This is a genomic window from Cupriavidus sp. GW823-FHT06D04 (genome assembly GCF_058795055.1).
Genome location: NZ_JBXAHL010000002.1, coordinates 447,057 through 465,984, shown reverse-complemented (window position 1 = coordinate 465,984; position 18,928 = coordinate 447,057). Strand labels below are relative to the sequence as shown.

17 protein-coding genes are annotated in these 18,928 nt (G+C 65.6%); 13 read left to right on the top strand and 4 right to left on the bottom strand.

All coding sequences use genetic code 11. The features are described from left to right. Positions 1 to 11: 11 nt before the first annotated feature. The gene (locus AC1Q7H_RS05855) at positions 12 to 515 is read left to right on the top strand and encodes a TPM domain-containing protein (protein ID WP_211980807.1); all 504 of its coding nucleotides are present in this window, start codon (positions 12 to 14) and stop codon (positions 513 to 515) included. Between the two features lie 7 nt (positions 516 to 522). Here AC1Q7H_RS05855 and AC1Q7H_RS05850 read toward each other — a convergent pair whose 3' ends face one another. Beyond that, positions 523 to 699: a hypothetical protein gene (locus AC1Q7H_RS05850; protein ID WP_492381042.1), complete on the bottom strand. Its 177-nt coding sequence runs from the start codon at positions 697 to 699 to the stop codon at positions 523 to 525. 178 nt (positions 700 to 877) lie between these two features. Between AC1Q7H_RS05850 and AC1Q7H_RS05845 the strand changes: the two genes are divergently transcribed. Continuing rightward, entirely contained in the window at positions 878 to 1,441 is a 564-nt protein-coding gene (locus AC1Q7H_RS05845; protein WP_371827389.1) for a methyltransferase family protein, read from the top strand. A gap of 85 nt (positions 1,442 to 1,526) precedes the next feature. Here the strand turns inward: AC1Q7H_RS05845 and AC1Q7H_RS05840 are convergent, their stop codons facing one another. Next, entirely contained in the window at positions 1,527 to 2,795 is a 1,269-nt protein-coding gene (locus tag AC1Q7H_RS05840; protein WP_013955783.1) for an MFS transporter, read from the bottom strand. Between the two features lie 81 nt (positions 2,796 to 2,876). On the opposite strand from AC1Q7H_RS05840, the gene AC1Q7H_RS05835 reads away from it, so the two are divergent. The 4 genes from AC1Q7H_RS05835 (at position 2,877) to AC1Q7H_RS05820 (ending at position 7,672) form a co-directional block, all read left to right on the top strand. Further along, complete coding sequence (locus AC1Q7H_RS05835) at positions 2,877 to 3,851, top strand: LysR substrate-binding domain-containing protein (protein WP_211980804.1); 975 nt, start codon at positions 2,877 to 2,879, stop codon at positions 3,849 to 3,851. Positions 3,852 to 5,148: 1,297 nt separating this feature from the next. Next, positions 5,149 to 6,525: a sigma-54 dependent transcriptional regulator gene (locus tag AC1Q7H_RS05830; RefSeq protein ID WP_211980803.1), complete on the top strand. Its 1,377-nt coding sequence runs from the start codon at positions 5,149 to 5,151 to the stop codon at positions 6,523 to 6,525. Positions 6,526 to 6,551: 26 nt separating this feature from the next. Then, on the top strand, positions 6,552 to 7,286 hold the full coding sequence (locus AC1Q7H_RS05825; protein ID WP_492381041.1) for a class I SAM-dependent methyltransferase: 735 nt from the start codon (positions 6,552 to 6,554) through the stop codon (positions 7,284 to 7,286). Then, positions 7,283 to 7,672, top strand: a complete 390-nt coding sequence (locus AC1Q7H_RS05820; RefSeq protein ID WP_492381040.1) for a GtrA family protein — start codon at positions 7,283 to 7,285, stop codon at positions 7,670 to 7,672. The genes AC1Q7H_RS05825 and AC1Q7H_RS05820 overlap by 4 nt, the downstream gene beginning before the upstream one ends. 18 nt (positions 7,673 to 7,690) lie before the next feature. Here the strand turns inward: AC1Q7H_RS05820 and AC1Q7H_RS05815 are convergent, their stop codons facing one another. After that, positions 7,691 to 8,713, bottom strand: coding sequence for a glycosyltransferase family 2 protein (locus AC1Q7H_RS05815; protein ID WP_492378894.1), 1,023 nt, complete (start codon positions 8,711 to 8,713; stop codon positions 7,691 to 7,693). 64 nt (positions 8,714 to 8,777) lie between these two features. Further along, positions 8,778 to 10,316: a glycosyltransferase family 87 protein gene (locus tag AC1Q7H_RS05810; protein ID WP_492381039.1), complete on the bottom strand. Its 1,539-nt coding sequence runs from the start codon at positions 10,314 to 10,316 to the stop codon at positions 8,778 to 8,780. A 388-nt stretch (positions 10,317 to 10,704) separates the two neighbouring features. On the opposite strand from AC1Q7H_RS05810, the gene AC1Q7H_RS05805 reads away from it, so the two are divergent. The 7 genes from AC1Q7H_RS05805 to AC1Q7H_RS05775 all read left to right on the top strand — a co-directional run bounded on the left by AC1Q7H_RS05805 (position 10,705) and on the right by AC1Q7H_RS05775 (position 18,896). After that, positions 10,705 to 12,174 carry a hypothetical protein gene (locus AC1Q7H_RS05805; protein WP_492378896.1) on the top strand — a complete coding sequence of 490 codons (1,470 nt, stop codon included), beginning with the start codon at positions 10,705 to 10,707 and terminating at the stop codon, positions 12,172 to 12,174. 1,369 nt (positions 12,175 to 13,543) lie between these two features. Next, entirely contained in the window at positions 13,544 to 13,732 is a 189-nt protein-coding gene (locus tag AC1Q7H_RS05800; protein ID WP_013955771.1) for a Flp family type IVb pilin, read from the top strand. A gap of 93 nt (positions 13,733 to 13,825) precedes the next feature. After that, positions 13,826 to 13,999 (top strand): Flp family type IVb pilin, encoded by a 174-nt coding sequence (locus AC1Q7H_RS05795; protein ID WP_211980798.1) that lies wholly within the window; start codon positions 13,826 to 13,828, stop codon positions 13,997 to 13,999. A gap of 55 nt (positions 14,000 to 14,054) precedes the next feature. Beyond that, positions 14,055 to 14,588 carry an A24 family peptidase gene (locus AC1Q7H_RS05790; protein ID WP_211980797.1) on the top strand — a complete coding sequence of 178 codons (534 nt, stop codon included), beginning with the start codon at positions 14,055 to 14,057 and terminating at the stop codon, positions 14,586 to 14,588. An 86-nt stretch (positions 14,589 to 14,674) separates the two neighbouring features. Beyond that, positions 14,675 to 16,093 carry a DUF8689 domain-containing protein gene (locus AC1Q7H_RS05785; protein WP_211980796.1) on the top strand — a complete coding sequence of 473 codons (1,419 nt, stop codon included), beginning with the start codon at positions 14,675 to 14,677 and terminating at the stop codon, positions 16,091 to 16,093. Positions 16,094 to 16,134: 41 nt separating this feature from the next. Further along, positions 16,135 to 16,977 (top strand): Flp pilus assembly protein CpaB, encoded by an 843-nt coding sequence (cpaB, locus tag AC1Q7H_RS05780; RefSeq protein WP_013955767.1) that lies wholly within the window; start codon positions 16,135 to 16,137, stop codon positions 16,975 to 16,977. Between the two features lie 65 nt (positions 16,978 to 17,042). After that, positions 17,043 to 18,896 (top strand): type II and III secretion system protein family protein, encoded by a 1,854-nt coding sequence (locus tag AC1Q7H_RS05775; RefSeq protein WP_211980795.1) that lies wholly within the window; start codon positions 17,043 to 17,045, stop codon positions 18,894 to 18,896. Positions 18,897 to 18,928 lie beyond the last annotated feature (32 nt).

Below are 18,928 nucleotides of genomic sequence, written 5' to 3'. Positions count from 1 at the left end.
GAACGACGACAATGCCGAATCTCCGACGTGCCCTGCACCATATCGCCACCACAGCCGGCGCAGCCCGCAAGCACTTTCCGGCCGAAGCCCAGCAACAGCTGCATGAAGCCGTGCACGCCGGCGAAGCCAGCCACCGCGGCGAGATCCGCGTGGTGATCGAAGCCAGCCTGCCGGTGGGCCATGCTTGGGCCGGCGTCACGCCGCGCGAGCGCGCCCGCTTCCTGTTTGGCGCGCTCGAGGTCTGGAACACCGCGGACCATACCGGCGTGCTGCTCTATATCAACCTGGCCGACCATGCGGTCGAGCTGCTGGCCGACCGCGGCATCGACGCCTGCGTGGGGCCCGCCACCTGGCGCGAGCTGTGCGACGAACTGGCGCGGGGACTCAGGCAGGACCTGTCGGTACGGCCGGTGCTGGCCACGGTGGCGCGCATCCATGCACTGTTGGCCACGCACTTCCCGTCTGGCGGCGGGCCCAACCCGAACGAGCTGGACGACCGTCCGGTCATGCTCTAAGGTCTGTTCACATCGCCAGGTCTGGCGCCATCGCAATGGCCAACGACGTAACGGCCAGATAGCGATGCGCAAGCTCGTTGCCGGTTTCCTTCTGGCCTTCCCCTTGGCCTGCGCCATCGACCAGGCAATGCGCGGCTTTCATCGGCGAAACATCCTTTTTCCCGATATGACGTCTGGCGTTCACGGGCTACGCTTGGTCAACAACTGCACGACAGCCAGTGAGGCGGAGCGCCAAGACTCCGCCAGGACAAGGGGAAGCCATGCCAGAATGCCCAACGGACGAGGATCGAGGGGGCCCTGCGCCCAGAACAGACCTTCGGGAATTCCTTTTGGAGGCAAGTCTCAGAAGTGCCAGCGCCATCATGTTTGCTGCGTTCGCTTACGCGGCAATCCGGCACTGGCTCGCGGACCCGACGCGAATCACCTTGCTGCTGCTCGTGCTGGCAAACTGCCTGACCCTTGGCCTGTCCCTGTTTGTCCGGGTTCCGAAGCGACGAGACTGGAATCCGGTCACAGTCATCTGCTCGTTGGGCGCCTCATACTATTTCGTGGCAATTCAGCTGGCGCCAGGGGAGCACCTGGTACCGGAAATACTTGGCGCTGGCCTCCAGGTCATAGGAATCACCTGGCAGATCTACGCAAAGATCTCGCTCCGGTTCTCGTTCGGAATACTGCCTGCCAATCGCGGAATCGTGTCGAGCGGGGCTTACCGGTTCGTGCGGCATCCGATCTACCTTGGCTACCTCATCACCGACGTCGGCTTCCTGCTCACAAATTTCGGGCCGCAGAACTTGCTGGTCTATGCCGGGCTGTACGCGCTGCAGGCTGTGCGGATAAATCGCGAAGAAAGGCTGCTCTCCGACGACCCCGAATACTGTCGGTATCGCGAAAAAGTGCGATTCCGCGCGTTGCCAGGTGTTTACTGAGCGTGCCGAACCCGTCATTGGGATTGGGATAGCCCGCCAACCGGGGGCGACGACGCGAAGGAAATTCAGGTCGGGCCAGTCATCGTCAGCGCGGGCGGCGCGCACCCATCAGGTACCACACGGCCGCGAATATTTGCAGCGCCACCAGTCCGCCCCACGCCGTCAGGTGTGCAGCCTTGGGATAGTGTCCGGCCGTGGCAGGCCACAGATCCAGCACCAGTCCCACACCCACCTGACAGGCAAAGGTGGACAGGAACACCGTCAGCGTCAGCGCCGTGGTAGCCCTTCCGATCAGCGCATCAGGGAAGCTGCGCGCCAGCACCGCATAGGTCAGGATGCCGCTGGAGCCGAACACGCCATAAGCCACCCACAGCAGCACCGGCGGCAGCGGGACCTGCGCCATCAGCAGCAGCTGGACCACGATAAAGGCGGTCATGCCAGTGCCGGCAAAGGCATACAGGCTCACGCCGATACGCTCCAGGTGGCGCGCGGCCCAGCCCGCGCCGACGCAGCCGGCCATCATGGCAAAGCCGATCACCGAGACCAGTTGTGCGCTGCTGGCCGGATCGAAGCCGGCCACGTCGCGCAGGAAAGCACCCACCCATAGCGTCTGCACCGCCATGAACACGCCCTGATTGAGCAGTGTCAGCGGTACCACGCGCCAGAAACGTTCGCTGGCCAGGATCTGGCGCGTGCCGCGCAGTTGTTCGCGCAGGCTTTCCTTGCCGGCGCGTGGCTTGTCGGGCACGCCGAACCACAGCAGCACCGCCATCGCCAGCGATATGCAGGTCAGCCCCATGCTGACCGTGCGCCAGTCAGTCAATGACAGCAGCCACGACAGCGGCGCGCCGACCAGCACCGCGCCCAGGCCGCCAATGGCCATCACCACGCCGTTGAGCAATGGCATGCGCGACAGCGGGAACCACATCGACAGCGCCTGGATGGTGGCGCCCAGGCACACCGACACGCCCACCCCGATCAGCAGCCGGCCGGCGGCCAGCCCGGCCATGCCGGGCGCCAGCGCGAACACCATCGAACCGGCCACGGCCACCAGCAGCATCACCGCCTCGGTGCGGCGCGGGCCGTAGCGGTCCAGCAGGATTCCCGCCGGCAGCTGGGCGCAGGCAAAGCCAAGGAAGTAGAAGCTGGTGAGCAGGCCCAGGTCGCCGGCATTGAGCCCGAGTTCGCGCGTCAGGTGCGGCGCAAAGCCCAGGTTGACGCCGCGGAACAGATAGGACACCAGGAAGCCCAGCGAGAATACCGCCAGCACGCGCCAGCGGGCGCCGGCAGCAGCACCAGTGGCGAGTCGCGCTTGCGAGGGCGCAGAAGACAAGTTTGAAGTCGTAGTCGTCATGATGGCCCGAATTGTCGTTCCTCTGGCAATTCAAGGCCAACGAAAGATACCCGCCGCAATTGTGAGTAGAATTTGACGGCCATGGCCAAATCCCCCGCCAAACCCGCCCAACGCCCGGTCCACCTGCCGCCGCTGCAAGCGCTGCGTGCGCTCGAGGCCGCCACGCGCCACCGTAGCTTCTCGCGCGCGGCCGAGGAACTGGCCCTGACGCACAGCGCCATCAGCCACCATATCCGCGCGCTGGAGACCAGCCTGGGCACCAAGCTGTTCCAGCGCAGCGGCAGCCAGATGATCCCCACCAGCGTGGGCGCGCGGCTGGCCGAACAGGTGCGCGGCGCGCTCGACAGCATCGAAAGCGCGCTGCGTGAGGCCGGCAACAGCGCCGGGCCGCCGGTCGTCCGGCTGCAGGTCAGCGTGATGGCCGACCTGGCCAATGCCTGGCTGATCCGGCGCCTGCCCAGCCTGCACGCCCAGGTGCCGTCGCTGGACCTGCACCTGCGGCTGCATGCGGAAATCACGCCGCCCGACCCGTACAGCGTCGATGTCGGCATCTGGCACCAGCGCATCGACCTGCCCGGCTTTGAATGCCACAACCTGATCGAGGACCATGTGATCGCGGTGGCCAGCCCGGCGCTGCTGGCGCGCTACCCCGGCTTCACGCTGGCCGACGTGCCGCGCATGCCGATGCTGCGCTTTGCGCTGCGCCCCTGGCGCGACTGGCTCGAAGCCGCCGGCCTGCCCGGCGACGAGCCCGAACGCGGCCCGATCTTCCAGGATGCCGGCCTGATGCTGCAGTCCGCCGTCGCTGGGCTGGGCGTAGCCACTGCGCGCGCCCAGCTGGCGCACGACTACCTGGCCAGCGGCGAACTGGTGCAGATCGGGCCCGCCCGCATCCCGTCCAGCCTCCACTACTGGGTCACCTGGCGCGAAGGCAATCCGCGCGAGAAGGCCATCCAGCAGTTCCATGCATGGCTGCAGGAGCAGGTCCGGCAGGAAGCCGGCCACGTCCACCCTGCCGCCGACGGCGGCACGCCCGCCGAGCGGTTTCATGCATGAAATCGTTTGAAGCGTGGATGTTGGCAATACGAATCATTTTCGTCTAGGCCAGTGAAATCAAGGGCTTGGCGAATGGCGCAAGCCGTCCGATGACCCGCCATACGTGTGCGCCGCGGCCTTGCCGGAACTGCCCGAGTTTCACCAATGCAACCAATCGGCGCACGGTGCCAGCAACCGTGAAAAATCTACCCGGCCCATCCAAAGAGATGAGAAACGGCCGGGCCGGCCTTGGCCAGCATCGGGCAAACGCTTGTCAACGCGTCGATTCCCTCCACCCAAGCGCGCCCGCACGGCGCGCGCAGCGCCAAAAGGCTGAGGCCACCCACGGCGCGCCGGGGTGGCTACCGATGTACAGAGTTCAAATCGTTGTAAAGGAAATGAAACTACCTGGCAGCTTCACTCGCGTGCTGCATCCGAGCCCTGACGCCTGTCCATTTGAAATTTCGCTCCCCCTCCTTCGGATGGGAATTGCCGCCAAAAAGTATGTCTTTCGCCACTCTTCTGCCGCGCGGCGTGATGTTTGTGTCTCATTACCAGCTCACCAAATATTGCATTGCAGCATAAAAATCCGGCCGGACGTATCAAAAGCGGAACGTTATTGATCGTCAGCGATGGCCCGATACCAGCCGAGAATTTCTCTTTCCTTTTGTTATCAAAGAGTTAGCCATATCTGGCACGTTCGTCGCACATATGTCCGCGCGAACAGAAGCCCGGAACAGGGGGACGTCTGAAACCGAAGCGGCAACACACTGGCACGCGTTCGCCGAAGATCAGTTTCAGGACGACCCCGCATCCCAGGGCGGGATTCGGACTGGCGCTGTAAGCGTGGGCCACGCGGCAGGAACTGGCCCGCATCGGCAGGCCAGGTTGCAGGGGTCGTCGACAAGATTAGCGGAGGTCGTTCAGGAACACGGGCCGCAAGCGGACGAAACGCGGCCCGTGGTACCTGGACTATGCGGGCACGCCACGGCCAAACGGGGCGGCACGCAGACAACAAGCGGACGCATCGGCCAGGCCGGCGCATCCGGACAAGAAACGGGGTGAAGCAACAGTCTGCGATGCAGGCGAAGCGAAGCGGCAGCCGCCGTGACCGATACCAGGGAGGTAAGGTCGCGGCGGCGGCGAAAACGGGCCCACCGGCCCGCGCAGCGCAGCGCCGCGGGCAGCAATTTAGGGAGAGCGCCAGGCCGCGGCATGGTCATGATGCGGCAAGGCGCTGGCCTTAGAGCGAACGAAACCAGTGACCCGCGACAGCAGGCCGCCGGCTTTGTAAAAACAAAAGATCCGGGGAAATTTTATGAGCGCGTACACCAACCGCCCGCTGCTGTACCTGTCGCAGCACCACGACGCCATGCTCTGCAGGATGCTCGCGCAGCGTGGCTGGAAGATCAGCTTCGCCTCCAACCTGCAAGACCTCCACGCGCTGCCCCCGGGCAACCAGCCGCTTGCGGCGATGCTCGACCTGCAAGGCGGCTTCAGCGACGCCGACCTGGAATCGTTCGAGTCCTGGCTCTCGCTGCCGCATATCGGCTGGATCGGCGTCATCGCCGGCCAGGAGTCCCTGACCGAATCCGCGCGCCGGCTGCTGGGCCTGTACTTCGTCGACTATTACACCGCACCGATCCAGCACTCTCGCCTGGCGGAATCGCTCGGCCACGCGCTCGGCATGGCGCAACTGCGCCCGGGCGCGCAGCATGCCCGCCCCGGCACCGCACGCCCGGACGGCATGATCGGCAGCTGCCCGGCCATGCAATCGCTCTTCCGCGGTATCGAGAAGGTGTCGCGGTGGGACACGCCCGTGCTGATCTCCGGCGAGTCCGGCACCGGCAAGGAACTGGCCGCTCATGCCATCCACCGTTCCTCGGAGCGGGCCTCGCGCCCCTTCGTTGCGGTCAACTGCGCGGCGATCCCGCCCACGCTGCTGATGTCCGAGCTGTTCGGCTATGAGCGCGGCGCCTTCACCGGCGCGACCAAGCGCAAGCCTGGCCGCATCGAGATGGCACAGGGCGGTACCCTGTTCCTCGATGAAATCGGCGACATGCCGATCGAAAGCCAGACCAGCCTGCTGCGCTTCCTGGAAACCGGCCGCATCGAGCGGCTGGGCGGCACCGAATCGGTGGAGGTGGATGTGCGCATCATCTCCGCCACCCACGTCGACCTGGAAGCCGCGATCGCCGCCGAACGCTTCCGCGGCGACCTCTACCACCGGCTGTGCGTGCTGCGCGTGCGCCAGCCACCGCTGCGCGAACGCGGCAGCGACATCCTGCTGATCGCCGAACACGTGCTGGACAACGTGCGCAAGCAGTCGCCGGCACGCATCCGCGGCTTCTCGCCGATGGCGCTGCGCGCGATCCAGCAGCACAACTGGCCCGGCAACGTGCGCGAACTGATCAACCGCATCCGCCACGCCGCCGCCATGTGCGAAGACGGCGTGATCCAGCCCGACGACCTGGAGCTGGCCACCCCCGCCGACGACCGCCCGCTCACGCTCGCGGCCATCCGCGAAGCGGCCGAGCAGACCGCGATCGTCGAGGCGCTGCAGCGGCATCATGAACGGCTGATTGACGTGGCCGCAGAGCTGGGGATTTCGCGGGTGACGTTGTTCAGGTTGATGCGGGATTACAAGCTGCAGGTGAAGAAGGGGGATCTGGGGTTGATCTGCGTGCAGGGCTAGCCGATCCATCGCGGAGGAACCGACCGATGTCACCTGATGCCTACCTTGAAATGGCCGAAACCGAAGCCTGCCACTGGTGGTTCCGGGGGCGGCGCGAAATCGTCGGCACGATCCTGTCCGGCCTGGCGTTGCCGCGCGACGCATCCATCCTGGAGATCGGCGCGGGCACCGGCGGAAACCTTGAGATGCTCTCGCGGTTCGGCAACGTCAGCGCCGTGGAAATGGATGGCACCGCCCTGCGGCTGGCGCGGGAGAAGACCCTGGGGGCCTACGACATCCGCAGTGGCAGGTGCCCCGACGACATGCCGTTCCCGGACCACAGCTTCGACCTGGTCTGCCTGCTCGATTGCCTGGAACACATCGCCGACGATGCCGGGGCACTGGACTGTACGGCAAGGATGCTGAAAGCCGGCGGCGCCGCACTTATTACCGTGCCCGCCTACCAATGGCTATGGAGTTCCCACGACATCTTCCTGCACCACCAGCGCCGCTATAGCAAGCGGTCGCTGCATGCGCTCGTCACCCTGTGTGACCTGCGCGTGGAACGGATGTCCTATTTCAACACGCTGCTGTTTCCGCTTGCGGTGGCGGCCCGCATCAGCGACCGGCTGAGCGGCAGCCAGAAGGCAACGGGAGCGGGGCTCCCGCCCCAACCCCTCAACCAGGCATTGCACCGCCTGTTCAGCACGGAACGCCATTGGCTGGCACACGGATCGCTGCCGTTCGGCATTTCCCTGATGGCGATCGTGCGCGCATCGTGAACGCCGGCACCACCACGCCCGAACTTCGCCGGGTCGCGCGCTTTCTGGTATCGGGCGCCACCTCGACGGGCGTGCATGTCGCCATCACCGCGACGCTGGTCACAACGCTGGCGGCCTCACCGGTCGCGGCGAACTGCGTGGCCTTCGTGTGCGCGACCGCCTGCTCCTATCTGCTCAACACCTTGTGGAGCTTCTCGTCGCGGCTGCGCCACCGGACCCTGGGCCGCTTTGCCGGCGTATCCCTGCTGGGACTGGGCCTGACCGTGGGCATTTCCTGGACGGCCCAATATCTGGGGGCCAGCTATTGGGCGGGCCTGGCCGGCGTGGTCCTGACGGTGCCGGTCTTCACCTACCTTGCGCACCGGGCCTGGACCTATCGGGACTAGGGCCAGGCCGGGCTCGCATCAGCGGCCACCGCTCACATGCCCGCGGTCGATCCGGATCACGCGCCTTCCCGAGGCGATGAGCTTGTCCTGGCCGGTCTCCTGGTAACGGCGCCGCACCAGATAGATCGGCCGCCCCTTGGCTTCATCATAGATGCGGCCGACATACTCGCCGACCACCCCCAGCCCGATCAGCTGGATGCCCCCCAGGAACAGCAGCACCGACAGCAGCGACGCATAGCCGGGGACATCGATCCCCAGGACCAGGGTTCGCGCCACGATGAAGGTGCCGTAGCAGAACGCGCCAAGCGCGATCAGGACGCCGATATATGTCCAGCTGCGCAGCGGGATGGTGCTGAAGCTGGTAATGCCCTCAAGCGCGAGGTTCCACAGACGCCAGCCGGAAAACTTGGAACGACCGGCACTGCGCATCTCGCGCTCATAGCGGACGATCGCGGTCTTGTAGCCCACCCACGCGAACAACCCCTTCATGAAGCGGCGTCGCTCCGGCATCTGCTTGAGCGCATTGATCACCACCCGGTCCATCAGCCGGAAATCCCCGACGTTCACGGGCAGCTTCTGGTCGGACAGCTTGTTGTGGATGCAGTAGTACGCGCCCGCGGTCACGCGCTTGAGCCACGAGTCGCACACGCGGCTGCTGCGCTGGGCAAGCACCACCTCTGCCCCTTCCCGCCAGCGCATGAGCAGCTCGGGGATCAGTGAGGGCGGGTCCTGCAAATCGGCGTCCATGGGAATCACCGCGTCGCCAAGGGCCTCGTCGAGTCCCGCGGTCAAGGCAGCTTCCTTGCCAAAATTCCGCGTCAGGTCCACGACTCGCACGCGTGCGTCCCGGCGCGAATACGCAATGAGCTTGTCCAGCGTGTCGTCCGAGCTGCCGTCGTTCACCAGCACGATCTCGAAGCGGATCGCATCGATGGACTCGAGCACGGGAATGACGCTGTCGAAGAAGTGGCCAATGCCTTCTGACTCGTTGTAGCAGGGCACAACCAGAGAAAGCAGCCTGACGTCGTATGGGCCTGACATGATCCCCTCCCGAGACGGGGTGGCTTGTGCGCACACCGCCATGATTGCGCTGTCATGCGCCTTGTTATTTACCGGGTGCGAACCGCTCCCCGGTCCGCGCCCGGCGCAGGATTGCCATCAGCAGCAACAGCGTCACCAGCGGCCCGACCTGCGGGAAATGGCCCGCGTGATTCGCGCTCAGGACAATCGGCAGCAGCCATGCCACCACCAGGATCTCCCGCTCCCATTCCCTCCAGCCACGCGTCACCCCCTCGACCGCCAGACCCGCAATCGCGAGCCCCATCCAGGTAAGCTCGTAGTACCAGACGTATGGGCTCACAAGCAGGGTGGCCGCCGCCACTGCGGCAATACGCAGCGCAGTCGAATTCCGGCCGCGCCAGACCTTGATCAGAGCCCAGATCGCGAAGCCCGCGCCCAGGCCGTGGGCCAGGTACGCAATCGCCACCGGCGCCCCGGCGCGGCGCATCATGGCAAAGAGCGTCGGGCAATAGCGCCATCCAAACTCCCCCTGCTCCAGCACCGTCTGCCTGAAGTGCGTGCCGATATCCAGGAACGTGGGTACGATCTGCCATCCCCATAGGGCGATGCTGCAGGCAGCCATTGCCGCAGCGGTCGCGGCAGCGGTAAAGAAGGTCTTCCATGCACGGTCTGCCACCAATGCCAGCGGCAGCATCAGCGCCAGCTGCGGCTTGATGCACAGCAAGCCGATCAGCAGGCCAGACAGGACTGGCCGGGTTTTCAACTGGATCAGCGCCCACGCCGCCACGCCCGCGGTCAGCAATGAGTTCTGCCCGATCATGGCAGCCTCGTGGATTCCCGGAAAAGCCAGCACGGGCAGCCACACCACATGGCGCGGCACGCCTGGCAAGGACAGGATCCTGAGCACCGCGGCGATATACATGACGGCCGTGCCGCCGATGAAGAGCAGATAGCTCGCTGCAAACGGCAGCAAGGACAGTGGCATCACAAACAACAGGAAAGTCGGGGGATAGACCCATGGCAGGAAGAACTGCCCCTCTCTCTCAACTGCGCCGAAAGCCGCAATGACAGGTGCCAGCTTGTGGTAGTCATAGACCGCGGCGGCCTGCCCCTTGATGGCCAGGTACGACGCACTCCAGAACGCCGAGAAATCCACGCCGGGGCGGCCCATCGCATCCGTGGTGAAGCCGTGCGTCCTGAAGGCCCATATCACGATCAGCGCGCCGTATACGATCAGCATGGCAACGCTGTAGGCCCTGAGACGCTCCAGGTCCAGCCAATGCCGCGACATCACTGACCCCGGCGTTGCTGCCGGGCTATGGTCCAGGCTCATCGCTCCCCAACCCCCTGATATTCTGTGGCAGCGCCGGCCTGTGTTCTTCTTGGCAATGCAGCGGCGATGCATCGATGTACTGGCTCCATTCTGGTCAGGCGCCCACCGATGTACAAGCAGAACCACGGCCCAGGGCGAGGCGCTGGAATCTGGCTTGTGCAAGCGTTTCCAAACTGAATCACGACCCGCTTCGACCGCAATCCCGCGAGCCATTCCGGTTCTCCCTGCATTGACACCGGCGCAGCTGGTCCGCGGCGACGGCGCGCGTTTCCCCGCTGAAACGTTGGCCATCGGATGGCTTACTCCCTGCGACGCCTCGCGCGCGGAGGCCCGGCGGCGGCATTGCGTGTCGGTCTCAGCCAAATGCACTGTGTGCCGCGCGCTCCGACTCATACTTTTGGCGCAAGGATGGCCGCACGTGCGCGCTGCCTCGCATGCAAGCGCGGGCTTCAAAGAATTAAGCACGATTCGTCGTGGAAACGGGAGCACGGGCACGTTGTCGCCAGCCCAGCAAGGCGCGCACCCAGCCGGCGCCATCTCCCCGGGAAACAAGGGCATTTTCGGCAATGGCGCGGTTATTGCGACTGCCCGTCAACTGCGCCCCCGGCGGCGGCAGGCCAGCCGCGCGCCTTTCCTACCTGATCCGGATGGGTAACCACTACAGCCACCGCGAGACGCCATGAAAACCATTACGACCTGGGTGGAGACGAACAGCAGGGAAAGCCTGCTCCAGCAACTCGCTACGAAGCAGTGGTTCTGGCTCGCCCTCTTCGGACTCAGCCTGTTCTCGATCCTCTCATTTATCGGTGGGCGGTTGCTGGTGGATGCCGACACGTTCTGGCACATCGCCGCCGGCAAATGGATCCTTGCCAACCATGCAGTGCCAGCGACCGATCCCTTCTCGTTCTCTTTTCATGGCGCGAAATGGGTTCCGCATGAGTGGCTGGCCGAAGTCATCCTTGGCGCATCCCATGCCTGGCTCGGCTGGACCGGGCCGGTGCTGGTCACCGCGCTGGCGACCGCCGTCGCGCTGACCATGCTGTTGCGGTTCCTGCTGCGCTATATCGAGCCGCTGCATGCGTTCGCCGGGACCGCCCTGGCCTTCCTGACGCTGGCCCAGCATCTGCTCGCTCGCCCGCATGCGCTGGCCTGGCCGCTGATGGTGATCTGGGCCGCCCAGCTTGTGCTGGCGCGTGAGCAAGGCAAGCGACCCAGCCTGTGGCTGCCGGTCGTCATGCTGGCCTGGGCCAACCTGCATGGCAGCTTCCTGCTCGGTATCGGGCTGGCCGGCGCACTGGCCGTCGAGGCCATCCTGGCTGAAGGGCATCCACGCCGGAGCGCGCAGGCATGGGCACCGTTCCTGGCACTGACCGTGCTCGCGGGCCTGCTGACACCGAACGGCGTGGACGGCCTGCTCTTCCCCTTCCACGTTTCCGGCATGGGCTTTTCGCTCAGCATCATCAGCGAATGGAAGGCACCGGACTTCCGCCTGATCCAGCCAATCGAGCTGTGGCTTGGCTTTGTGCTGTTCGGCGCGCTCTACTTCGGGTTCCGCCTGCCTGCGACCCGGATCCTGATGTGCTTCGGGCTGGTTCACCTTGCCCTGGCCTTCGCGCGCTATGCCGAACTGCCGGGGCTGCTGGCCCCGCTGTTGCTGATGCCCAGCGTCGGCCCCCAGCTACGCGCAGCCATCCGTCCGGAAATCAAGCCGCGCCTGTCATCACGAAGTATTCGAATCATTACCGCGTTGTGCATGGCACTGTTCATGGCCAGCATCGCCTTCCTTGCCAAAGGCATCCAGCACGACCAGGGCCGGATACAGCCCCGTGAGGCCGTCGACGCGGCCATGGCGGCAGGTGCCGCCGGGCCGGTCTTCAATAGCTACAACTTCGGGGGCTACCTCATATTCTCCGGCATTGCGCCGCTCATCGACGGCCGCGCCGACCTCTATGGGGACGATTTCGTGCGAAGGTATATGGCAGCCTATTCCGGCGATGCCAAGATCCTGCAGGCCCTGATGCAGGAGTACAAGGTCCGATGGGCCGTTCTTGAGCCCACAAGCCCTGCATCAAAGCTGATCAATGGCTTACCGAGCTGGCGAAAAGTGCATGAGGATGCCAATGCCGTCGCCTACGTCCGCGAACAATAGGGCCGTCACCCGCACGCCCGTGCCCGTTCCCGTTCCCGTTCCCGGCTAGGAGGCAGCGCGCGCCGCACCTTGCGGCATGGCAGGCGTCCCGGTGCCATGCCTGGCCGTGGCGGGCCACGCCATGGCGCGCTGCATGGCCGCAGGCAGCGTTGGCCTGAACTTCCGTGCTCATGCAATGCCCCGGTCCGCAGGGCGCGTCGCTACACAACCTATAGCGCAGCCCCAGCGGCCATCGGCAGCGAGAGCTGCCCTGATCCCCCCATACCTGCCACGGCTCTCATCCTCGCGAACTCCAATCGCGATGCACACCCAATCCCCGCAGCGTCGCCCCCCCGGCAGGCCGTCGACAAGACGCGAAGCCTGCGTGAACCGCAAGCCTTGTCGCGCAGCTCCCCTTCGCAAGTCGGTTGCGCGCGCACGCCTGCGAATGCAGCGAAGAACAGCCATCCCACATGCCATGTTTCGAAGGTGAATCACGCGGCCGCGCGGGCCTGCAGCCCCCTGCACACAAGGGTTTGCAGGGACTGCCTGTGGAACCTGCCGGCACTCCAGCGGCCCTGGCGTACTTCGCAATGTTTCGATCCGGAAACGTTGCCTCGGCAGAAGACGCTCTCATCCGTCAGTCTGGCCGTCACCGGAAAAAGGGAGCGAAGCAGCCAGGAGGACTACCGACTGCGACGAATGCCGAACCTCGGCGCGAACGCTGCCTCATGCTTTTGGATGAAGTTTTTGCCCTGTTTCACCAGCGCGGCCCACGTGAGCACGTCACGCGATCTAGAACATCCGTAGCGGGGTCCGGAATGGCTTGCAAGACCCGCGTTTCCACCCAGCAACGAAGCGTGGCCGAAAAGCCGCCTGCAGGCCCGCCGAGTCTGTGGCCAGCGCGCATCGCTACCCGCAAACCCTTGTGGCACAACGGTTTGCGCTGGCCTGGCCTGGCGTTTGCCTATGTCAGGCACGCGGCACCGCAGTCCTGATTGCCGCGATGCTGGCGCAACGTTCGCCGGCATCAGATTCAAAAATACGGGGAGCCTCACCATGCCAGTCGCACATCAACCTGCGATGCCACACCGGAATATCGGCCACGCTGCTGCTGCCAGAGGCACCAGCAGCGCGCCGTTCCGTTGCATGGCTCGCGCAGGCCATGTGCAGCACGCCGCGCGGTGCATGCATGCGTCGGCACAACGCCGGCTGCAGTCACGCAACCCGCACGGTGTGCACGGCGGTCCCGGCCTGTGGCCGTTCCATGCATGCGCTATCTGCGCACCGCCCTGCTTCCGGACTTCCAGGCATTGATATCCGGTGCCAGTGTTGCCTTATCCGCAGTTCGTAGTCCTGCAGTGCCTGTTCCCAACCCAAGGAGTTAGTCATGCAAAACCTGACCACCATGCTGAAGCAATTCATCCGTGATGAAGACGGTGTGACCGCCATTGAATACGGCCTCATTGCCGCACTCATCGCAGTTGTCATCATCGTGTCGGTTCAGACGATCGGCACGAAGCTGAACATCATCTTCAAGTACATCGGCGACACCCTCACCAACGCCGCACCGGCCTGATAGTCGACCCGCACGCATGGCCGCCCTGTTCCGGGGCGGCCATGCGGCACGCACTCCCGCCCGACAAACAAACACAGACACCGGAGACGCCAAATGCCAAAGTTCTTCGCCAGGTCAAGAGATTTTCTGCGCGACGACCAGGGTGTTTCCGCTATCGAATACGCCTTGCTTGGCAGTCTGATCGCCATGGCAATTGTCCTTTCCGTGGCCACGCTCGGCGATGCCGTGGAAGCCATGTACGAGTTGATCGCCTCCAAGTTGCCTTGATCCATCCGGCCAGCGCACGCCCCAGACACCACCCAAGCCACCAGCCACTAACGCCATGCAAGCCGCCACCGCCCTCGCCCCCCTCGTCGGCCCCGCCACGATCGGCATCGTGCTGACAGCCGCGGCCATCGACCTGGAGCAGCGCCGCATTCCCAACTGGCTGACCTTTGGTGCGTGGATCGCTGCGCTGCCTGCAATGGCTGCCATTCATGGCCTGGCCGCCGGCTCGCTGGCGTGGCTCTATGGCTGGACGATGGGCCTGGCGCTGTTTCTGCCCTTCTACCTGATGCGCGGCATGGCGGCCGGCGACGTCAAGCTGATGGCAGCGGTGGGCGCCTGGCTCGGCGTCAGCATGGTGCTGAAGATCGCGCTGGCAACCTGCGTGATTGGCGGGGTCTGGGCACTGATACAGGTGCTTATCACAGGGCAGGGGCGCTCGACCCTCGCCCGAGTGGGCCACATGCTGATCGCCGCCCTGGTGCCTGGTTCACGGCCGGTACAACCTGAAGCCGGGGCCTCCGCCGGCTCCATGCCTTACGGCGTAGCGATTGCCGCCGGAACGCTGACCATGCTTTTTGCCAGCACATGACACCAGCCACAAGCGACACAACGCGCCGACCAGTCACGGGCGCCTGCAGGAACGAGAACACACTGAACAGCGAACAGGGGACGGCAATGAACGAGCATCACGACTCAGGCCACGCACCACGGCTCCTTGAGCCCGTCGCGACCGGCAGGAATGGCCATGCCGAGCATGGCACGCTGCCGATGCCGCCCTGGCACGTGCTGCCGCGCACGATTGCCGATACCGGCCTGGAGATCGCACAGTTGCTCGGGCTTCTGATGAAGGCCGCTTACCAGCACCGCACCGTCACGCTGGCAGTACTGACCGAAACGCTCAAGCTGCCGGCGCTGGTAGTCAATGACATTGCGGCCGTCGCCGTGCGCGAGCGCCTGCTGGAGATTGCGCACCGCGGCGCCAGCGACCTGGACGTGCGCTTCCGGCTCACTGACGCCGGCTATACCCGCGCGGCGGAAGCCTCGGCACGCTGCAGCTATGTCGGCACGGCGCCGGTCACGCTGGATGCGTACCTCGATGCCGTCAAGCGCCACTCGGTCAACCACGCTTCCGTGACCAAGGCGGACGTTACCGCCGCCTTCCATGACCTGGTGATCCCGGTCCATCTGCTCGACGCCATCGGCATGGCGTTGAACACCTGCCGCGCGCTGATGATCTACGGCCCGGCCGGCAGCGGCAAGACCTACCTGGCGCAACGGCTAGGCACGCTGTTGCCCGGTGCTGTGCCGGTGCCGCATGCCATCACCGTGGCCGGTGAAATCATCCAGGTGTTCGATCCGCTGGTCCATGTGCCGTTCGACGACAGCGAAGCGTCGCTGGCGCACCGCTCGCTGGACCGCCGCTGGGTCCTGTGCCATCGCCCGGTAGTGCTGTCTGGCGGCGAGCTGACGCTGTCCATGCTGGACCTGCGCTATGACCGCATCTCCGGCTTCTACCAGGCGCCCCCTCACATGAAGGCCAACAACGGCATCTACATCATCGATGACCTGGGCCGCCAGCTGGTCGGCGTCAGCGACCTGCTGAACCGCTGGATCGTGCCGCTGGATCGCAGCATTGACATGTTCACGCTGCAGACCGGCGTGCGCTTCTCGGTGCCGTTCGATGTCTGGCCAGTGTTCTCGACCAACCTCGAACCGTCGGAGCTGGGCGACGACGCCTTCCTGCGCCGGCTTGGCAGCAAGCTCTATGTGGGCCCCCTGTCCGTGGACGACTACCGCGAGGTCTACCAGCGCACCGCCGCTGACTTCGGGCTGGCCAGCACGGATGCGATGTTCGATTTCCTAGTCGACAGCCTGCACTATGCCAGCGATACACCGCTGCTGGCCTGCATCCCGCGCGACCTGCTGCGCCTGGTGGACTCGGGCGTGCGCTACCACGGCCATGCCGCACAGGTTACCGAGGCAGGCCTGCTGTCTGCATGGCAAGGCTACTACGGGCTGCGCGCTTCGGCCGACGCGATGCCATCGCTGGGCGCTGGCCATCGATGGTCGGATGACCGTCGCGCCGCAAGCTGAACTGCACCACACCATCGGACCACTGTAGGGGGAGAATCATCATGAAAAACACACGCGCAATCCTGATGCTGCTGATTGCCCTCGTCGCCGGCGTGGCGGCAGTGGTATCGGCGTCGCGATGGCTGGTCCAGCAGTCGTCCAGCTCGGTCAGGCAGGTGGTCGTCGCCGCCAACGACCTCAACCTCGGCCAGCCGCTCAACGGCAGCCAGCTGCGCATGGTCAGCTGGCCGACCGGCAGCGTGCCGCCCGGCGCGTTTGAAGACATGAAGGCGCTGGAGGGCCGCGTGGTCCGCACCAGCCTCCAGCGCGGCGAGCCCGTCATCGACGCCAAGCTGGCGCCGGTGGGCACCAAGGGTGGCTTGTCCGCCGTGATCAATGACGGCAAGCGCGCCATCACGGTCCGCGTCAACGACGTGGTGGGCGTGGCCGGCTTCGCGCTGCCGGGCAACTACGTCGACGTGATCGTCAATACCAACGAAGAAGCCAAGACCGCGCAGAGCGGCAGCATCTCGAAGATCGTGCTCGAGAAGATCCTGGTGCTGGCGGTAGCGCAACAGGTCAGCCGCGACGACACCCAACCCAAGGTGGTCAATGCGGTGACGCTGGAAGTCACGCCCGAACAGGCCGAGAAGCTCGACGTGGCACGCAGCGTGGGCACCCTGTCGCTGGTGCTGCGCAACCAGCTGGATGTGGCCGACATCAACACCGGCGGCGCCACCAAGGGAACACTGCTTGGCAAGACACCGGAGGCACCGGCCAAGGTGGTGACCAAGACCGAGACGCGCACCGTAGTCAAGACTCGCACGGTGGCGGCGGCGCCCGCACGCTCGGGCAACTGCATCGGCGTGCTGGCAGGCATGCAGGGCGGCGTCGAGTGCTTCTGAGAACCTACGCCAGGCATCCAACGAATTCTGAGCTGCAACACAGCCTCTCCGGGGGGAGATTCAAAATGAACCAGAAACGATCCGACGCTGCTGGCGGCACCCGCATCCTGGTGCTTGCCACCATCCTCTGCACACCGCTGGCCGCCGCAGCACAGGCCGCCATCGAGGCGGGCAACCTGACCAAGGCGACCGCACCGGCTGCCGCCAAGGCCCCGCAGGGTCCGATGCAGATGACCATCAGCATGACGCCCGGAGCCGCCGCGCCGGCCCCGTCGGCGCCGCCCTTGACGTCCGGGGACGCGCGCGGGCCCAACTGCACCGGCGCGATCCGCAGCGAATCCAGCGTGATGGTGGCAGTCGGCAAGTCTCAGCTGATCACGCTGCAGGAGCCGGTGCGCAACCGCACGCTGGGCAATCCCAACGTCGTGCAGGCCACCATGGTGTCGCCGCAGACGCTCTACGTACTGGGCCGCGCGGTGGGCACCACCAACATGATCGTGCAGGGCCGCAGCGGCTCTTGCAGCATCATCAACGTGGTGGTGAATGCCGACGCTGGCGGGCTGCAGACTTCGCTGGGGCAGCTGTTGCCCGGCGAGCCCGGCATCCGCGTGATGACGGCGGCGGACAACCTGGTGCTAACCGGCAGCGTCACCAACGCCCAGGCGGCGCAGCAGGCCATGGATATCGCCCAGGCATACGCCAACGCCGCACAGGGCGACGCCGCCAAGAAGGGCGGTGTGCTGAACATGCTGTCGGTGGATACACCGCAGCAGGTCATGCTGGAAGTGAAGGTGGCAGAAGTTTCCAAGACGCTGCTGAACCAGCTCGGCTCAGCGGTGAACCTGCAGGGCGGCTTCGGCTCCTGGACCGGCGGACTGGTGACATCGCTGCTGACCGGCGCCTCGGCGGCGTTCTTCGGCAGCAAGGCCAACAACCGGCCGTTCGACATCGCCATCGATGCCCAGAAGAACGACAGCCTGGTCAAGATCCTGGCCGAGCCGAACTTGGTCACCATCAGCGGCCAGGAAGCCAGCTTCCTCGCCGGCGGCAAGATCTATATCCCGGTGGCGCAGGCCAATGTGCTGAACGGTGCCGGCACCGTCACGCTGCAGGAAGAAGAGTTCGGCGTGGGTCTGAAGTTCACGCCCACAGTGTTGGCCAACGGCCGCATCCACCTGAAGGTAGCGCCGGAAGTGTCCGAACTGTCGCCCACGGGTGCCACCGTGCGCGGCGGCTCCCTGGCAGGCCAGACCGTGCTGCCGGTGATCACCACCCGCCGCGCCTCCACCACCGTGCAGATGCGTGACGGCGAGAGCTTTGCCATCGGCGGCCTGCTGACGGACAGCGCGCGCGGCTCGCTCAAGGCGGTGCCGGGTGCCGGCGAGGTGCCGGTGCTGGGCACGCTGTTCCGCAGCACGCAGTACCAGCAGGACCTGACCGAACTGGTGTTCATCATCACGCCGCGCCTGGTCAAGCCGATGCAGACCAACAACTACCCGCTGCCGACCGACAGCTTCTCCACGCCCAACCCGCTGTCGCTGTACTTCATGGGCAATATGGAAGGCGACGGCAAGCGTGTGCCGCAACCCGCGCCGGCACCGTCGCAGCCCGCCGCACCGGCCGCGGCGCCCGCCACGCCGCCCACGGCACCGCGCAGCGAAGGCACGCCCAACACCTCGGTCTCGGCCGTGCCGAATGGCAAACCGCTGGATGAGCCTGCGCCGGGTACGCGGGAACCAGTTGCCGGCGCCAGCAAGCGCCCTGCCCTGCCAGCCCCTGCGCCCGCCCGCAACACGGCAGCCGCGCCGCCGGCCGAGGACACCACCGCGCGCATCGCCCGCATCGAAGCCACCGCCGCCCGCCTGGCCCAGGCCAGGGCCGCGGCTACGGCCGGCCGCACCGTATCGGGCGGCAACTGATCCGCCGCGCCACCAGCAGAACCGGAGAACGA